General features: G+C 71.5%; 18 protein-coding genes. 13 read left to right on the top strand and 5 right to left on the bottom strand.

From position 1 onward, the window contains the following. The coding region (locus ACWF94_RS13620; RefSeq protein WP_453487516.1) for an OB-fold nucleic acid binding domain-containing protein at window positions 1-880 on the top strand (880 nt) is incomplete at its 5' end. Window positions 881-1,033: 153 nt separating this feature from the next. On the opposite strand, the gene ACWF94_RS13615 is transcribed toward ACWF94_RS13620, so the two are convergent. Continuing rightward, a complete protein-coding gene (locus ACWF94_RS13615) occupies window positions 1,034-1,213 on the bottom strand; it encodes a hypothetical protein (protein ID WP_453487515.1) in 180 nt (59 codons plus the stop codon). A 330-nt stretch (window positions 1,214-1,543) separates the two neighbouring features. On the opposite strand from ACWF94_RS13615, the gene ACWF94_RS13610 reads away from it, so the two are divergent. The 4 genes from ACWF94_RS13610 to ACWF94_RS13595 are packed head-to-tail and all read left to right on the top strand — an operon-like array spanning window position 1,544 to window position 5,294. Beyond that, a complete protein-coding gene (locus tag ACWF94_RS13610; RefSeq protein ID WP_453487514.1) occupies window positions 1,544-2,785 on the top strand; it encodes an NYN domain-containing protein in 1,242 nt (413 codons plus the stop codon). Window positions 2,786-2,831: 46 nt separating this feature from the next. After that, window positions 2,832-3,797, top strand: a complete 966-nt coding sequence (locus tag ACWF94_RS13605) for an ABC transporter ATP-binding protein (RefSeq protein WP_453487518.1) — start codon at window positions 2,832-2,834, stop codon at window positions 3,795-3,797. A gap of 11 nt (window positions 3,798-3,808) precedes the next feature. Next, window positions 3,809-4,627 (top strand): ABC transporter permease, encoded by an 819-nt coding sequence (locus ACWF94_RS13600; RefSeq protein WP_453487513.1) that lies wholly within the window; start codon window positions 3,809-3,811, stop codon window positions 4,625-4,627. 34 nt (window positions 4,628-4,661) lie between these two features. Next, window positions 4,662-5,294 carry a DUF2567 domain-containing protein gene (locus ACWF94_RS13595; RefSeq protein ID WP_453487512.1) on the top strand — a complete coding sequence of 211 codons (633 nt, stop codon included), beginning with the start codon at window positions 4,662-4,664 and terminating at the stop codon, window positions 5,292-5,294. Between the two features lie 438 nt (window positions 5,295-5,732). Here the strand turns inward: ACWF94_RS13595 and ybaK are convergent, their stop codons facing one another. The 4 genes from ybaK to ACWF94_RS13575 form a co-directional block, all read right to left on the bottom strand. Further along, the gene (ybaK, locus tag ACWF94_RS13590; RefSeq protein ID WP_453487511.1) at window positions 5,733-6,236 is read right to left on the bottom strand and encodes a Cys-tRNA(Pro) deacylase; all 504 of its coding nucleotides are present in this window, start codon (window positions 6,234-6,236) and stop codon (window positions 5,733-5,735) included. 16 nt (window positions 6,237-6,252) lie between these two features. Further along, entirely contained in the window at window positions 6,253-6,993 is a 741-nt protein-coding gene (locus tag ACWF94_RS13585; protein ID WP_453487510.1) for an LON peptidase substrate-binding domain-containing protein, read from the bottom strand. 11 nt (window positions 6,994-7,004) lie between these two features. Beyond that, window positions 7,005-8,036, bottom strand: coding sequence for a hypothetical protein (locus tag ACWF94_RS13580; RefSeq protein WP_453487509.1), 1,032 nt, complete (start codon window positions 8,034-8,036; stop codon window positions 7,005-7,007). Between the two features lie 255 nt (window positions 8,037-8,291). Beyond that, window positions 8,292-9,893 (bottom strand): oxidoreductase, encoded by a 1,602-nt coding sequence (locus ACWF94_RS13575; RefSeq protein WP_453487508.1) that lies wholly within the window; start codon window positions 9,891-9,893, stop codon window positions 8,292-8,294. A 260-nt stretch (window positions 9,894-10,153) separates the two neighbouring features. On the opposite strand from ACWF94_RS13575, the gene hisD reads away from it, so the two are divergent. From hisD to hisF, 8 genes are all read left to right on the top strand, one after another. Beyond that, a complete protein-coding gene (gene hisD, locus ACWF94_RS13570) occupies window positions 10,154-11,485 on the top strand; it encodes a histidinol dehydrogenase (RefSeq protein WP_453487507.1) in 1,332 nt (443 codons plus the stop codon). 44 nt (window positions 11,486-11,529) lie between these two features. Then, window positions 11,530-12,648, top strand: a complete 1,119-nt coding sequence (locus ACWF94_RS13565; RefSeq protein ID WP_453487506.1) for a histidinol-phosphate transaminase — start codon at window positions 11,530-11,532, stop codon at window positions 12,646-12,648. After that, window positions 12,645-13,238, top strand: coding sequence for an imidazoleglycerol-phosphate dehydratase HisB (gene hisB, locus ACWF94_RS13560; RefSeq protein ID WP_453487505.1), 594 nt, complete (start codon window positions 12,645-12,647; stop codon window positions 13,236-13,238). The genes ACWF94_RS13565 and hisB overlap by 4 nt, the downstream gene beginning before the upstream one ends. Next, entirely contained in the window at window positions 13,235-13,399 is a 165-nt protein-coding gene (locus tag ACWF94_RS13555) for a hypothetical protein (protein ID WP_453487504.1), read from the top strand. The genes hisB and ACWF94_RS13555 overlap by 4 nt, the downstream gene beginning before the upstream one ends. Before the next feature lie 145 nt (window positions 13,400-13,544). Beyond that, window positions 13,545-14,186, top strand: coding sequence for an imidazole glycerol phosphate synthase subunit HisH (hisH, locus tag ACWF94_RS13550; protein WP_453487503.1), 642 nt, complete (start codon window positions 13,545-13,547; stop codon window positions 14,184-14,186). Continuing rightward, window positions 14,183-14,917: a bifunctional 1-(5-phosphoribosyl)-5-((5-phosphoribosylamino)methylideneamino)imidazole-4-carboxamide isomerase/phosphoribosylanthranilate isomerase PriA gene (gene priA, locus ACWF94_RS13545; RefSeq protein WP_453487502.1), complete on the top strand. Its 735-nt coding sequence runs from the start codon at window positions 14,183-14,185 to the stop codon at window positions 14,915-14,917. Before hisH ends, priA begins: the two co-directional genes overlap by 4 nt. Window positions 14,918-14,931: 14 nt before the next feature. Further along, window positions 14,932-15,330 carry a RidA family protein gene (locus ACWF94_RS13540; RefSeq protein ID WP_453487517.1) on the top strand — a complete coding sequence of 133 codons (399 nt, stop codon included), beginning with the start codon at window positions 14,932-14,934 and terminating at the stop codon, window positions 15,328-15,330. Continuing rightward, on the top strand, window positions 15,327-15,996 hold a 670-nt coding region (gene hisF, locus ACWF94_RS13535; RefSeq protein WP_453487501.1), incomplete at its 3' end, for an imidazole glycerol phosphate synthase subunit HisF. The genes ACWF94_RS13540 and hisF, both read left to right, overlap by 4 nt.

Here is a 15,996-nt window from a genome sequence, read left to right as displayed (position 1 = left end):
GGTCGAGGCGGTGGTCTGCAACAAGCGGACCGTGGAGTCCCTGATCAAGGCCGGGGCGTTCGACGAGATGGGCCACACCCGCAAGGGCCTGGTCGCCCACCACGAACCCATGATCGACAATGTGGTCGCGGTCAAACGCAAAGAGGCCGAGGGGCAGTTCGACCTCTTCGGCGGCATGGGCGACAGCGCGGAGGGAGGGGACGAGCCGGGCTTTGGGCTCGATGTGGAGTTCTCCGACGTCGAGTGGGACAAGTCCTATCTCCTCGCCCAGGAGCGGGAGATGCTCGGGCTGTATGTCTCCGACCATCCCCTCTTCGGGATCGAGCACGTTCTGTCCGACAAGTCCGACGCCTCGATCTCCCAGCTCACCGGCGGCGAACACGCCGACGGCGCGGTCGTCACCATCGGCGGCATCATCTCCGGCCTCCAGCGCAAAATGACCAAACAGGGCAACGCCTGGGCCATCGCCACCGTCGAGGACCTCGCAGGCTCCATCGAGTGCATGTTCTTCCCCGCCACCTACCAGCTCGTCTCCACCCAGCTCGTCGAGGACACCGTCGTCTTCGTCAAAGGCCGCCTCGACAAACGCGAGGACATCCCCCGCCTCGTCGCCATGGAACTCCAGGTCCCCGACATCTCGTCCGCCGGTACCAACGCCCCGGTGGTCGTCACCATCCCGACGGTCAAGGTGACCCCGCCGATGGTCAGCAGGCTCGGGGAGATCCTCAGCCACCACAAGGGCAACACCGAAGTGCGGATCAAGCTCCAGGGCCCCCGCTCCACCACGGTGCTCCGGCTCGACCGCCACCGGGTCCAGGCGGACCCGGCGCTCTTCGGCGATCTGAAGGTGCTGCTCGGCCCGTCCTGTCTGGCCGGCTGACACCGGGCCGGACCAGTACACCTGGACATCCAGCGAACATGGACATACGGAAGGGGCGTGCCCGTCGTCACGGGTGCGCCCCTTCCGCTTGATGCGCCGGAACGGCGCGAATCAGCTGTGGCCGATCAGTTGTGGCCGATCAGGTGTAGCTGATCAGTTGTGGCCGAAGCGCCGCTGGTGCTTACGGGCAACATCCGCCGGGCTGCCCTGCGCCTGGGACTGCGGCTGCGCATGGGACTCGTACGCGGTGGACTTGGCCTGCTCGTCGCCGCGCTCCGCCCGGGACGCGCGATCCTGCTGATGGCTGCCCTTGCGGTTCTTGTTCTTGGCCATGGTGTGCCTCCATCGGGGGGTCCTCGTCCCGGGGGCTGCCGGATCTCCGGCGCATACCTCCCGGGCCGCGACCAGACTCACATATGGTGCGATGTGTCGCATTTTGGATCATTGCCGTGGGTAAACGGCCCTTGTCAGGGGCTTCCCCATGGGTTCCGCCACGCCGATGATCGAGTTCCGGCCGTTAACCCACTCGCAGTCGGGCAGACTCGAAGGAAACCCGGAACAATCCCCGGTCCGGAGGCATCGTCCGGGGGGCGTTTCCCTCCCCGATTTCCCAGATTCCGAATCATCCCCTAATTCCAAGATCTTGAATTTTCCCGAAAGAGGGTGGAGCGCGTGGACCGCTGCGTTGTGCTGGTGGACGCCGGCTATCTGCTCGGCGCCGCCGCGAGCCTGCTCGCCGGAGAACCGGCCCGTTCCCGGATCACAGTCGACCACGCCGCTCTCATCCAGGGCCTGCGCGAGCTGGCCGAGGCGGACACCGAGCGCCCCCTGCTCCGTATCTACTGGTTCGACGGCGCCCCCGACCGGGTGCCGCAGCCCGAGCACCGGCGGCTGCGCGTCATGCCCAGGGTGACGGTCCGCCTCGGCGCGCTGACCCGCAGCGACGGCCGCTGGGCACAGAAGGGCGTGGACGCGGCCATGCACGCCGAGCTGACCGAGTTGGCCAGAAATCGCGCCTGCTCCGATGTCGTCCTGGTGACCGGCGACGGCGATCTGCTGCCCGGACTGATGTCCGCCAAGGAACACGGAGTCGCCGTCCACCTCTGGGCGGTGCAGGCCGCCGACGGCGACTACAACCAGTCCGAGGATCTGGTCGCCGAGGCCGACGAGCGCCGGGTGCTCGACCGCGCCTGGATCACCCGGGCCGTACGCGCCAAGGAACTGGGCGGGGTGTGCGCCCCGCCGCCGGTGCCCCGCCCCGAGATCGCCGCGATCCTCTCCGCCCCGCTGCCCGAGTCCGCGCTCGCCGCCTCCCAGGCGTCCGCCGCCGACGCCGCGCGCAACGGCGATCGCCCCACGCCCGGGGAGAACGGCGCCGGGCCGGCCCCCGCTCCGGCCGCCTCCAAGGGCGTGCCCACCCCCAAGGACCTGGCGAGCCTGCGCGCTCCCGGCACCCCCGTCCCGCACCATCCCCCCGGCGCCACCCTGCGCTGGTCCTCCGACAAGGGCTGGGTGGAGCGACCCGGCGCCGGACCGCTCGGCGAGCCGCCCGAGAGCGCGTCGCTGCCCACCCTCGCCCAGCTCACCAGCGCCGAGCAGCGCTGGGCCGACCGGGAGGAGGACATCACCACGGTGGGCGGTGACCCCTTCGAGGTCGGCCAGGTCTTCGCCCGGCGCTGGATGGAACGGCTGCCCGAATCCGGCCATGTCCAGAAGCTGTCCACGATGTACCCGCGGATTCCGCACCGTATCGACGGAGAGCTGCTCCGGTACGCGGCGCGATTCGGCCTGCTCGCGCACAAGGACGACCAGATCGACGAGCACGACCGCTATGCGATCAGGGCCGGATTCTGGCGCGAGATCGATGTCCGGGCGGCGGCGGAACACGCCCCCGCCGGGGAGTAGTCCGGGCGACCCCGTACTCTCGTACCTCGTGAGTACGGTGTGCGTGGTGCGGCGGCTGGTCAAGACATACCCTGCCGCGCGCGCCCGCCGAGGCGTGCCCGCGACGCCCGAAGTGCGGGCCAGCGACGGAATCAGCCTGGAGGTCCGGGGCGGTGAGATCTTCGGACTGCTCGGCCCCAACGGAGCGGGCAAGTCCACCCTCGTACGCCAGTTGACCGGTCTGATGCGGCCCGACTCGGGCAGTGTCGAGGTGCTCGGCCACGATCTCGTACGCCATCCGGAGCGGGCCGCACGCCTCATCGGCTACCTGGGCCAGGAGTCCACCGCCCTCGACGAACTGACCGTCGCGCTCGCCGCCGAGACCACCGGACGGCTGCGCGGACTCTCCGTCCGGGACGCCCGCGCCGAGCGCGACGGGGTCCTCGAAGAGCTGGGACTGACCGAGCTGGCCGGACGCGCCCTGAAGAAGCTGTCCGGGGGACAGCGCAGGCTGGCCTGTTTCGCGGCCACCCTGGTGGGCGCGCGCCCGCTCCTCGTCCTGGACGAGCCGACCACCGGAATGGACCCCGTCGCCCGGCGCGCGGTCTGGGCGGCCGTCGACCGCCGCCGGGTCGAGCACGGGGCGACCGTCGTCCTGGTGACCCACAACGTCATCGAGGCCGAGACGGTCCTCGACCGGGTCGCCGTCCTGGAACAGGGCCGGGTCATCGCCTGCGACACTCCCGGCGGACTGAAGGAACGGATCGCCGGTGAGGTACGGGTCGAGCTGATGTGGCGCGAGCGGGCGCCGCTGGATGTGCCGGAGGTGGCGGCGCTGCGCGCGTCGGCGCAGGAGTTCGGGCGCCGGTGGGTGCTCCGGCTCGCACCGGACGAGGCACGCGCGGCGGTGGCGGCGGTGACGGGCGGCGCGGCATTCGCGGCGCTCGACGACTTCACGCTGGCGACGCCCAGCCTGGAGGACGTGTACTTGGCGCTCGGGGGGAACGCGACGAAGGGGCTGGTCAAGGCGTGAGTATCGTGCCCATGGAGGCAGTGTCCGGGCAGACACACATCAGAGACCGGGACCGGGAGGCGGAGGCGGTCGCGCCCGCCCCGCTCGCCCCCAAGGCACGGCTGCTGCCCGCGCTCGGGGCGGTCTACCGCGCCCAGCTCTCCCGGGCGCGGGTCGCCCGGATCCCGCTGCTCTTCGTGGCGACCTTCCAGTCCGTCGGGATCATGGTCCTGATGCGCGGGGTCGTCGACGGCGGTGACGAGGCACGGGCCGTCGTCGCCGGATCGGCCGTGCTGGTCGTCGCCTTCGTCGCGCTCAATCTGCTGGCCCAGTACTTCGGCCAGCTCCGGGCGAGCGGCGGACTCGACCACTACGCCACGCTGCCGGTGCCGCCCGCGTCGGTGGTCCTCGGCGCGGCCGGGGCGTACGCCTCCTTCACCGTGCCCGGCACGATCGTCACGGCGGTCACGGGCAGTGTGCTCTTCTCGCTGCCGATGACCCATCTATGGGTGCTCGTCGCCGTCATCCCGCTGTCCGGGGCGGCCCTCGCCGGACTCGGCGCGGCCCTCGGACTGCTCGCGCCCCGGGCGGAACTGGCGACACTGCTGGGGCAGTTGGGCATGTCCGCGGCCCTGCTGCTGGGGGTGCTGCCGGCCGACCGGCTGCCGGGCCCGATCTCCTACGCGCGTGATCTGCTGCCCTCCACCTACGGGGTCGAGGCACTGGCCAGGACCTTCGACGCGAGCCCGGACTGGGCGGTCGTCGGACTCGACCTCGGGGTCTGTGCGGTGGTCGGTGTGGTCTCGCTGACGATCGCGACCTGGGCGTACCGGCGGGCGGCGGTCCGGTGAGGCGCGGTCCGCGTCCGCCTGGCACGATGGCGGTGTGACCGCACCGCTGACTCCGCCCCATCAGCCGCACCGTTCGCAGGACGGCAATCCGTGGCCCGCCCCGCCGACGCCCGGCGAGGGCGAGGACCCCGGCGACCCGGATCTGGTGACCGAGCTGCGTGAGGGTGTCGTCACGGTGGTGGCCCAGGTGGTCGCGGGACTGGCGCTGGGACTGCTGTGGCTCTGGCTGGCCCCCCGGGTGCCACTGATCTCCGACGGTACGGCGGTGTTCCGCAGCGATACGGAGGGGGAGGGCGCCATCGGCGCGGACGGAACGTTTGTCCTCCTCGCCCTCGGCTTCGGCGCGGTGAGCGCGGCCCTGGTCTTCCTGCTGCGCCGCCGCGGTGGGATGGTGCTGGTGATCGCCCTGGCCGTCGGGGGGCTGCTCGCCTCGCTGGTCGCCTGGGGCACCGGGGCATGGCTCGGCCCGACCGACGACGTCGTCGCACAGGCCCGCGAGGTCGGGCGGGGCGTCGTCTTCGACGCGCCGCTTGAGCTGAACGCCAAGGGGGCGCTGCTGGCGTGGCCGGTGGCCGCGATGGTGGTCCATCTGGCCCTGACGGCGATGTTCGGTCCCCGGGACCCGGAGCCGCGGTGGGAGACGGCCCCGGAGCCGCCGCGCCAGTAGGTGCTCCGGGGGCCTCCCGTACCGGCCGTACCCGCAGATCGTACGGACAGACCGGCCGTACGTACGGACCGTGCCCGTCGCCGTGCCCACGGGCCACGCCCATCGCCCCGTCCCGGATTCGGCCGGGGTGCCGCCGGGGTGCCGGCGGCACGACTGCCCGGCCGGTGGACCGCCGCTACGCCGGGCGGCGGCCGTGGTTGGCCTTGCGGGTGCGCCATTTGCGTTTGCGGGTGCGTTTGGACATGACATCGCCTCCGTCGCAGCGTCGTTCCCACGGTCGTAGCCGACAACGGCCTGCCCGTCGACCCCTCGCGCACGGCCGGCGGCCGGTTGCCGCCCCCCGCCGCCCCGTCCGTCTGCCTACGTCTGCGTCCGGCTTCCTGCATCTGCGTACGTTTGCGTACGTCTCATGGGCGCCGCCGTGGCGGCAGGAGGGGCCTACCCGCGGCCGATCGGGGCCAGGACCGCCGCTGTCAGGTCAACCAGGTCCGCCGGGGCCAGTTCGATCTCAAGGCCGCGGCGGCCCGCCGAGACACAGATCGTGGGGTGGGCCAAGGCCGAGGAGTCCAGGACGGTGGGGAGGCGTTTGCGCTGGCCGAGGGGGGAGATGCCGCCGCGGACATAGCCGGTGGTGCGTTCGGCCGCCGCCGGGTCGGCCATGGCCGCCCGTTTGCCGCCGACCGCCGCCGCGAGGGCCTTGAGATCGAGCCGGCCCGCCACCGGGACGACCGCGACCGTCAGTTCGCCGTCCACCTCCGCGACGAGGGTCTTGAAGACCCGGTCCGGCGACACGCCGAGGGCTTCCGCCGCCTCCTCGCCGTACGACACGGAGGCCGGGTCGTGCTCGTAGGTGTGCACGGTGAACTCGGTGCCCGCCGAGGTCAGCGCCACCGTCGCGGGGGTGCCGCCCGGCTTTCTGGACTTCTTCGCCGCACGTGCCACTTCAGAGGCTCCCGGGTCAGTTGGGACTGGTGGGCGCGCGGGTCAGATTCACCGCGGGCAGTGACGGAAGATGCCGGATCACCGCGGTCTCGGCCCGCAGCAGTTCCAGCTCCGCCCGCAGCCGGGCCGCCGCGTCGGGCGCCTCAAGGAGCCTTTGCTGTGTCGGTGTGTCCAGTACGGTCGCCGCCGCCACCAGATAGGAGACGACGGACGGTTCGTCCGGGAGGTCGGCGTTGGTCGACAGGGACCGCTCCCGAGCGCCCGCCAGCCGCTTCTGATAGTTGCGGAACGCCCGCAGCGCACCTTCCGCCAGGGTCGCGGCGCCCTCCCCGGTGTCCTCGGGGAGTTCTTCCAGTTCGGCCGTGAGGAACGGCCCGCTCGCGTCGACCGAGAGCAGCCTCACCCGGGTGGTGCCGGTGGCGAGGACCTCGAAGCTGCCGTCCTCGCGCTCCCGGATGGTCGCCGCGTCCGCGATACAGCCCACCTCGTGGAACGCCTGGATGGGGTCGTCGCCGAACCCGGCGGCCGGTCCGCGCTCGGGCCGCGCGGTCGGGTCGGGCAGACCGGGCGCGGTCGACGCGACCTCCCGGCCGTCACGGATGGCGACCACGGCGAATCGGCGCGGCTCGGACTCGTCCGTCTTGAGCAGCTCGTGCATCATGGCGCGATAACGCTCCTCGAACACGTTCAAGGGCAGGACGAGGCCCGGGAACAGCACCGAGTTCAGCGGAAAGAGCGGGAGCCGTGCGGTTGTCACAACGGACAAGCCTAATGGTCCGCGGAGCGGCTGCGTCCGGCCCGGTGTCGCAGAGGGGTCACGGCGGCCAGCTGGATCCGTACGCCGTCCCGCGCGTCCAGGAACTGGCCGAGCGGATCGTCGGAAACATCACTCCATGGGAAGGATGTGGCACAGGTCCCGATCAGCCGGAACTGTTCCAGGGATTCCCGCCACCGCCCCCGCCGCATCAGCACGTACGCCGTCAGATTGCGCACCTCGGCAGGCCAGGAGTCCCCGGCCGGATAGTCCGCGGAGAGCGCGATCGCCAGATCGGCCGCCGCGTCGACCCGCTCGGTCGCCACGGAGTTGACGCCACCGCTCTCCAGCTGGGCGAACGCGGCTCGCACCGGCAGCGCCTGCACCAGGGAGCCGGGCAGCGCGTCCGCCGCCGCCTGTTCCGCGAAGTCGAAGCACTCGCGGTGGGAGCCGTGCCACCGCGCGGACAGATACCGCAGGGCCGCGACATGGCATCCGTAGTGGTGCGGGGACCGGCCTACCGCCTGGGCCCACAGCGTCTCGAAGGCCGTGTGGGTGGCGTGCGTACCGCGTGCGTGGTCCAGGGCGATCCGCCAGGGGACCGGGTCGCCGGGAGCGCTCCGGGCCGCCGCGTCGATCAGCGGCCCGATCTCGCGCAGCCGCTCGGCGCGCGCCGGGGACTCCCAGGCACTGCGGACCGCCAGCTCCGCCTTGACGACCAGGGCGTCCGGGTCGCGCGGAGCCGCGGTGAGCCAGGCCGTCAGCCACTCGGCACGGGCCGCCGCGAAGGTGGCCAGGCGCATCACATACCGGTCGCGGTTCTCCCATTCGGCGCCCCCGCGGGTGGTCGCCAGCAGCTTGGCCGCCGGTTCGTACTCACCGACCGCCGCCGCCACGAGCGCCGGCCCGATCCGTACGTCGGGCACGTCGAGCAGGACCGCCTCGTCGGGCGGCAGGCCCGAAGCGGGGTCGCCGAGCCGCGGGGTGTGGCGGATCATCCGGGCGGTGCGGATCAGGGATCGCAGCAATGACATGGTGCGGACCATTGAAAACCGCAGGTGGGAGGCGCGCCAGGGAATGGCTGTGAAGCTTTGGTAGCGGCGCGATGGTTGTCCTGGCGCAGGCCAAGAGACGGTAAAGGATGCACCCCCTGGGCGGCCCCCGGCCCTCGGCGGGCGCTTCGGCCTCCCGGGTCGCCCCGCCCCCGGGCAGCACGCCCGTCTCCCCGCGCCGCCCCGGCTCTCCTCGCCCCTCCTTGCCCCCTGGCCCTCCTTGCCCCCTGGCCCTCCTCGCCCGCTGGCTCAGCCCCGTCGCAGCAGCCTCGACGCCCCCGCCGCCACCGTGGTCGCCAGAATCCACCCCAGTATCACCAGCACCGCGGCCGTCCACTGCCAGCGGCTGTCCAGCCGCCAGTGCCCGTCCTGCCCGAGGTTGATCACCGGGATGAGCAGGTCCAGCGCGTACAGCGGGGCGTTCCAGCGCGGATGCTCACCGGGTTTGAGCGGTGCGGGGTCGACCTGGGCGAAGGCCACCGCGCCCGCCGCCCACAGCACCGCCATCCACAGCGCCGCCCGGCCGGGCCGGTAGCCGTACGCCACGGTCCAGTCCTGGAGATAGCCCCACAGCTTCGCGGCCAGCGGCAGCGTCTCGCGGCGGCGGCGCTGCTTGGCGAGCAGCACCTCGCGGGCGTCCGCGTCCTCGCCGCTGTTGCGCAGCACGGTCGCCAGCCGCTCGTACGGCTCCGGGGAGTACTCGGGGGTCGCGGACTCCACCCACTCCAGCCGCCGGCTCAGCGGAAACGCCTCGTACGGCACCAGGTTCTCGTAGACGAAGCCGCCCATCGCCAGGCCGCCGGGCCCCGGCCAGCTCGCCGCCTGGTCGACCAGGGTGATCACCTTCGCGCCGTTCAGGACCACCCGCCCCTCCTCGGGGCGCTGGGCGTTGAACCGCAGTTCGGGGCTGACTATCCGGCGCAGCGACAGCTCCTCGCGCGGGCTCAGCACAAACCGCGCCCGGTGCAGATCGATCGCGTCGCCGAACCGGCCGTCGTCGAGCCGCACCCCGCCGTAGCACTCGAAGGGCCGCAGCCGGCTGTCGCGGCGCAGGGAGGAGCCGCGCGTGACCCCGAGCGGGGGAGTGGCGTTCTGATCGCCCGTGGTCTCGCTCACCCACGCGCCCGTCATATAGAGCGTGCGCTCCACCGTCAGCTGCGGCGCGTTCAGCGCACGGCGCTCGGCGGCGGCCCGCAGCCGGCTGCCCCGCAGGCTCAGCGAGACCCCGACCTTCGCGCCGCGCAGACTGAACTCCCCGTACGTCTCGATCAGCTCGGCCTGTAAATCCTGCGCGACCGACATACCGTCCGCGGTGATCGCCCGGCCCCGGCGGTCCGGCCGGACATGGATCTGGTTGATCAGCAGATCGGTGCCGATCTGCGCGTCGGTGAGCCGTATTCCGTGCTCGACCCGGCAGCGCGGCAGATGCAGATCGCCCTCGGTGCGCAGCCGGGCCGCCTCCAGCCGCGGAATCGCGCAGCTCACCATCCGCACGGTGGTGAAGTGCGCCTCCGACAGCCAGATCTCGCTGTCGAACCGGCAGCTGTTCAGTTCGACATACGGCGCGATACTGCCGCCCGCCAGCTTGAGGGTGCCGGTGATCTGGACCCCGCGCAGCTTGAGTGCGGCGACCCGGCCCGGCAGCGCGGGCGGCCCGCTCAGCAGCAGCCGGGCGACGATGGAGGCGCGGACACTGCGCTCGGGGCCCCAGGGGCGGGGCGCGAACGGATCGTTCAGCAGGGGGGCGGGATCGCTCAGATCGTAGGTGCTTCCGCTCCGGAACGCGTTCCACATGCGCTGCTCGGTCTGGCTCAGCCCGTCCGGGGGCCCGTCGTCCAGCGGCTCGGTCACTGCCGCCCCCTCCGCATTCCTTGATTCCCTGATTCCCTGGGGCACTCGGCTCGTACAGACGCTTCGTACAGATGCTCCGTACAGACGTTTCGTGCAGACGACTCACACAGGTGGCTCGTACAGCGACTCGTACTGCCGTTCTTCCCGCTGAGTGACGGAGTGAACGCTAGTGGTCATCACTGACACCCGGTCCCCCGGGTCCCGTATCAGTCAGTGATACGTGGACAAGCCGCCGTTTCGGTTCTGCGAGAATTGGCGGTGTGATCTCCCGAATCGATCTGCGCGGCGATGCCCTCCCTGAGGGCTCCGCCCTGCGCGACCTGCTGCCCCGTGCCGACTTCGACGTGGAAGCCGCCCTGGAGAAGGTGCGGCCGATCTGCGAGGACGTGCATCATCGTGGCACGGCGGCGCTGATCGAGTACGCGGAGCGGTTCGACGGCGTCGTCCTGGAGCGGGTCCGGGTGCCCGCCGCCGCGCTCGCCGAAGCCCTCGCGGGGCTCGACCCCGAGGTCAGGGCCGCCCTGGAGGAGTCGATCCGGCGTGCCAGGATCGTCCACCGCGCCCAGCGCCGCACCGAGCACACCACCCAGGTCGTCCCCGGCGGCACCGTCACCGAGAAGTGGGTCCCCGTCCAGCGCGTCGGGCTGTACGCGCCCGGCGGCCGGTCCGTCTACCCCTCCTCCGTGATCATGAACGTGGTCCCGGCGCAGGAGGCGGGCGTCGAGTCCATCGCCCTCGCGTCCCCGCCCCAGCGGGAGTACGGCGGTCTGCCCCACCCGACGATCCTCGCCGCCTGCGCGCTGCTCGGCGTCGAGGAGGTGTACGCGGTGGGCGGCGCCCAGGCCGTCGCGATGTTCGCGTACGGCACCTCGGGTCCGGACGGCTGCCCGCCCGCGAACATGGTCACAGGACCCGGCAATGTCTGGGTCGCCGCGGCCAAGCGCTACTTCACCGGCCGGATCGGCATCGACACCGAGGCGGGCCCCACCGAGATCGCGGTCCTCGCCGACTCCACCGCCGACCCGGTCCATGTCGCGGCCGATCTGATCAGCCAGGCCGAGCACGACCCGCTGGCCGCCGCCGTCCTGGTCACCGACTCCGTCGAACTGGCCGACGCGGTCGAGAAGGAGCTGGAGCCCCAGATCGCGGCCACCCGCCATGTCGAGGACCGCATCGTGCCCGCCCTCACCGGCCGGCAGTCCGCGATCGTCCTGGTCGACGGGATCGCCGAGGGCCTGCGGGTCGTCGACGCCTACGGCGCGGAGCACCTGGAGATCCAGACCGCCGACGCCTCATCCGTCGCGGCCCGGGTCCGCAACGCCGGGGCGATCTTCGTCGGCCCCTGGTCACCGGTCTCCCTCGGCGACTACTGCGCGGGATCCAACCACGTCCTGCCGACCGGCGGCTGCGCCTGCCACTCCTCGGGCCTGTCCGTCCAGTCGTTCCTGCGCGGTATCCACCTGGTGGACTACACCCGCGACGCGCTCGCCGAGGTGACCCACCATGTGGTCACCCTGGCGGAGGCCGAGGACCTGCCCGCGCACGGCGCGGCGATGAAGGCCCGTTTCGGCTGGAAGGTGCCGGGCAAGTGAGCACGAATCCGCAGAGGCGAGTGAACACGAATCCGCTGGGCCGAGTGAGCGAGGACCCGCTGGGCATCGACGATCTGCCCATCCGCGAGGAGCTGCGGGGGAAGTCGCCGTACGGTGCCCCCCAGCTCGACGTCCCCGTACAGCTCAACACCAACGAGAACCCCTACCCGCTGCCGGAACCGCTGGTCGAGCGGATCGCCGAGCGGGTGCGGGAGGCGGCGCGCGGTCTCAACCGCTACCCCGACCGGGACGCGGTCGAGCTGCGCACCGGACTCGCCGCGTATCTGACCCGTACGGGCGGACACCCCGTGGCCGCCGGGAACGTCTGGGCGGCCAACGGCTCCAACGAGGTCCTTCAGCAGCTGCTCCAGACCTTCGGCGGCCCGGGGCGTACCGCCATCGGCTTCGAGCCCTCGTACTCGATGCACGGCCTGATCGCCCGGGGCACCGGCACCGGCTGGATCTCCGGGCCGCGCCGCGACGACTTCACCATCGACACGGGCGCCGCCGAGCGCGCCATCGCCGAGAACCGCCCCGATGTCGTCTTCATCACCTCGCCCAACAACCCCACCGGCACCGCGGTCGACGCCGAGGTGGTCCTGGCGCTGTACGAGGCCGCCCAGGCGGCCAAGCCGTCCCTGGTGGTCGTGGACGAGGCGTATGTCGAGTTCAGCCACCGGCCGTCGCTGCTGCCGCTGATCGAGGGCCGTCCCCATCTGGTGATCTCCCGCACGATGTCCAAGGCGTTCGGCGCCGCCGGACTGCGTCTTGGCTATCTGGCCGCTCACCCGGCCGTGGTCGACGCCGTCCAGCTCGTCCGGCTGCCGTACCACCTCTCGGCGATCACCCAGGCCACCGCGCTCGCCGCGCTGGAGCACACCGATACGCTGCTCGGGTACGTGGAGCAGCTCAAGGCCGAGCGGGACCGCCTGGTCACCGAGTTGCGCGCCATCGGCTACGAGGTGACGGAGTCCGACGCCAACTTCGTCCAGTTCGGCCGGTTCGACAGCGCGCACGAGACCTGGCAGCGCATCCTCGACCGGGGCGTCCTGGTCCGGGACAACGGTGTACCCGGCTGGCTCCGGGTCACCGCGGGCACCCCAGCGGAGAACGACGCGTTCCTCGACGCGGTACGTGAGTTGAAGAAGGAGCAGAGCGCATGAGCCGGGTAGGACGCGTCGAACGCACCACCAAGGAGACCTCCGTCGTCGTCGAGATCGACCTCGACGGCACCGGAAGAGTCGATGTGTCGACCGGGGTCGGTTTCTACGACCACATGCTCGACCAGCTCGGCCGCCACGGCCTGTTCGACCTGACCGTGAAGACCGAGGGCGATCTCCACATCGACTCCCACCACACCATCGAGGACACCGCCCTCGCCCTCGGCGGCGCCTTCAAGCGCGCGCTCGGCGACAAGGTCGGCATCTACCGCTTCGGCAACTGCACCGTGCCGCTGGACGAATCGCTCGCCCAGGTCACCGTGGACCTCTCCGGCCGCCCCTATCTGGTGCACACCGAGCCGGAGAACATGGCGCCGATGATCGGCGCCTACGACACGACGATGACCCGGCACATCCTGGAGTCCTTCGTCGCCCAGGCCCAGATCGCGCTGCACGTCCACGTCCCGTACGGGCGTAACGCGCACCACATCGTGGAGTGCCAGTTCAAGGCACTGGCCCGCGCGCTGCGCTACGCCTCCGAGCGCGACCCGCGCGCCGCCGGAATCCTTCCCTCCACGAAGGGCGCGCTGTGAACGGCCTCTCCACCGTCCTGATCATCGTCGGACTCTTCCTCCTCGGCGGGGTCTACTCCTTCATCAAGCAGGAGCAGCCCAGGGGCGTCGTCGTCCTGCTGTCGATCGGGGCCGCGATGTGTCTGGTGGCGGGCGTGCTCCGGCTGGACGTGTGGTCATGAGCACGCGGAGTGCCGGATGTGTGGTCATGAGCACGCGGAGTGCCGGATGTGTGGTCATGAGCACGCGGAGTGCTGGATGTGCGGTCATGAGCACGCGGAGTGCTGGATGTGCGGTCATGAGCACCCCGAGGAAGGACACGCGGTCATGAGCGCCCCGAAGAAGGTCGTCGTCCTCGACTACGGCTTCGGTAACGTCCGCTCCGCCGAGCGGGCGCTGGCCCGCGTCGGCGCCGATGTGGAGATCACCCGCGACTTCGACACCGCCATGAACGCCGACGGACTCCTCGTCCCCGGCGTCGGCGCGTTCTCCGCCTGTATGGAGGGCCTGCGCAAGGCCCGCGGCGAGTGGATCGTCGACCGCAGGCTCGCCGGCGGACGCCCGGTCCTGGGCATCTGCGTCGGTATGCAGATCCTCTTCGCGCGCGGCATCGAGCACGGAGTGGAGAGCGAGGGGCTCGACGAGTGGCCCGGCACGGTCGGCCCGCTGAAGGCCCCCGTCGTGCCCCATATGGGCTGGAACACCGTCGAGGCCCCCGCGGGCAGCCGGCTCTTCGCCGGGGTCGACCCCGGCGAGCGGTTCTACTTCGTGCACTCCTATGCCGTACACGACTGGGAACTGGAGATCACCAACCCCGCCATGCGCGCACCCCAGATCACCTGGGCCACCCATGGCGAGCGCTTTGTCGCCGCCGTGGAGAACGGCGCGCTGTGGGCGACGCAGTTCCACCCCGAGAAGTCCGGCGACCCCGGCGCCCAGCTGCTGACCAACTGGATCGGAACACTGTGACCAACCTCGAACTCCTCCCCGCCGTCGATGTCCGCGACGGCCAGGCCGTCCGTCTCGTCCACGGCGAGTCCGGTACGGAGACCTCCTACGGCTCTCCCCTGGAGGCCGCCCTCACCTGGCAGCGCGCGGGCGCCGAGTGGCTCCACCTGGTCGACCTGGACGCCGCCTTCGGCACCGGCGACAACCGCGCCCTGATCACCGAGGTCACGGGTAGCCTCGCGGGCGGCGGCATCAAGGTCGAGCTGTCCGGCGGCATCCGCGACGACGCCTCGCTCGCCGCCGCCCTCGCCACGGGCTGCACCCGGGTCAATCTGGGGACCGCCGCGCTGGAGACCCCCGAGTGGGTCGCCAAGATCATCGCCGAGCACGGGGACAGGATCGCGGTCGGTCTGGACGTCCGAGGCACCACCCTGCGCGGCCGGGGCTGGACCCGCGACGGAGGCGACCTCTACGAGACGCTGGCCCGCCTCGACTCCGAGGGCTGCGCCCGCTATGTCGTCACCGACATCGCCAAGGACGGCACCCTCGAAGGCCCCAACCTGGAGCTGCTGAAGAACGTCTGCGCGGCCACCGACAAGCCGGTCGTCGCCTCCGGCGGCGTCTCCTCGCTGGACGATCTGCGTGCGATCGCCTCCCTCGTCCCTCAGGGCGTCGAGGGCGCGATCGTCGGCAAGGCCCTGTACGCGAAGGCGTTCACCCTTCAGGAGGCGCTCGCGGTGGTGTCCTCATGACCGACGGCACCCGGATGACCGACGGTGTCCGGCGGGTGGCCACCGGAGCACCCTGGGAGGAGCAGTTCGGCTACTCCCGGGCCGTGGCCCTGCCGAACGGCCTGGTCCTGGTCTCCGGCTGCACCTCCGTGATCGACGGCAAGCTCATCGACGGCGGCCCCTACGACCAGGCCGTGAACTCGTTCAACGTGGCCTTCGACGCGCTCGGGCAGCTCGGCCTCGGGGTCGCCGATGTCGTACGGACCCGGATGTATCTCACCCACGCCCGTGACGTCGACGAGGTCGGCCGCGCCCACAAGGAGCTGTTCGACACCGTCCGCCCCGCCGCGTCCATGATCATTGTCTCGGGATTCGTCGACCCCCGTCTGGTGGTGGAGGTCGAGATCGAGGCGTACCGGGGGGAGGGCACATGACTCTCGCCGTCAGGGTCATCCCCTGCCTGGACGTCGACAACGGCCGGGTCGTCAAGGGCGTCAACTTCCAGAATCTGCGCGACGCGGGCGACCCCGTCGAGATGGCGAAGCTCTACGACGCCGAGGGCGCCGACGAGCTGACCTTCCTCGACATCACCGCCTCATCCGGCAACCGCGAGACCACCTACGACGTGGTGCGCCGCACCGCCGAGCAGGTCTTCATCCCCCTCACGGTCGGCGGCGGCGTCCGCTCGGCCGACGATGTCGACAAACTGCTGCGGGCCGGTGCCGACAAGGTGGGCGTCAACACCGCCGCCATCGCCCGCCCCGAACTGATCCGCGAGATCGCCGAGCGCTTCGGCCGCCAGGTACTGGTGCTGTCCGTCGACGCGCGCCGCACCCCGGAGGGCACCTTCGAGGTCACCACCCACGGCGGTCGCCGGGGCACCGGCATCGACGCCGTCGAATGGGCGCAGCGGGCCGCCGGACTGGGCGCGGGCGAGATCCTGCTGAACTCGATGGACGCGGACGGCACCAAGGACGGCTACGACACCGAGATGATCGCGGCCGTACGCGCGCAGGTCACCGTCCCCGTGATCGCCAGCGGCGGCGCCGGCCGCCTCGGTGACTTCGCCCCGGCCATCGACGCGGGCGCGGACGCGGTCC

The organism is Streptomyces sp. NPDC055078 (assembly GCF_053607985.1).
Note: the sequence above shows the minus strand (reverse complement) of the source record. Positions and strands in the feature narration are given on the sequence as shown.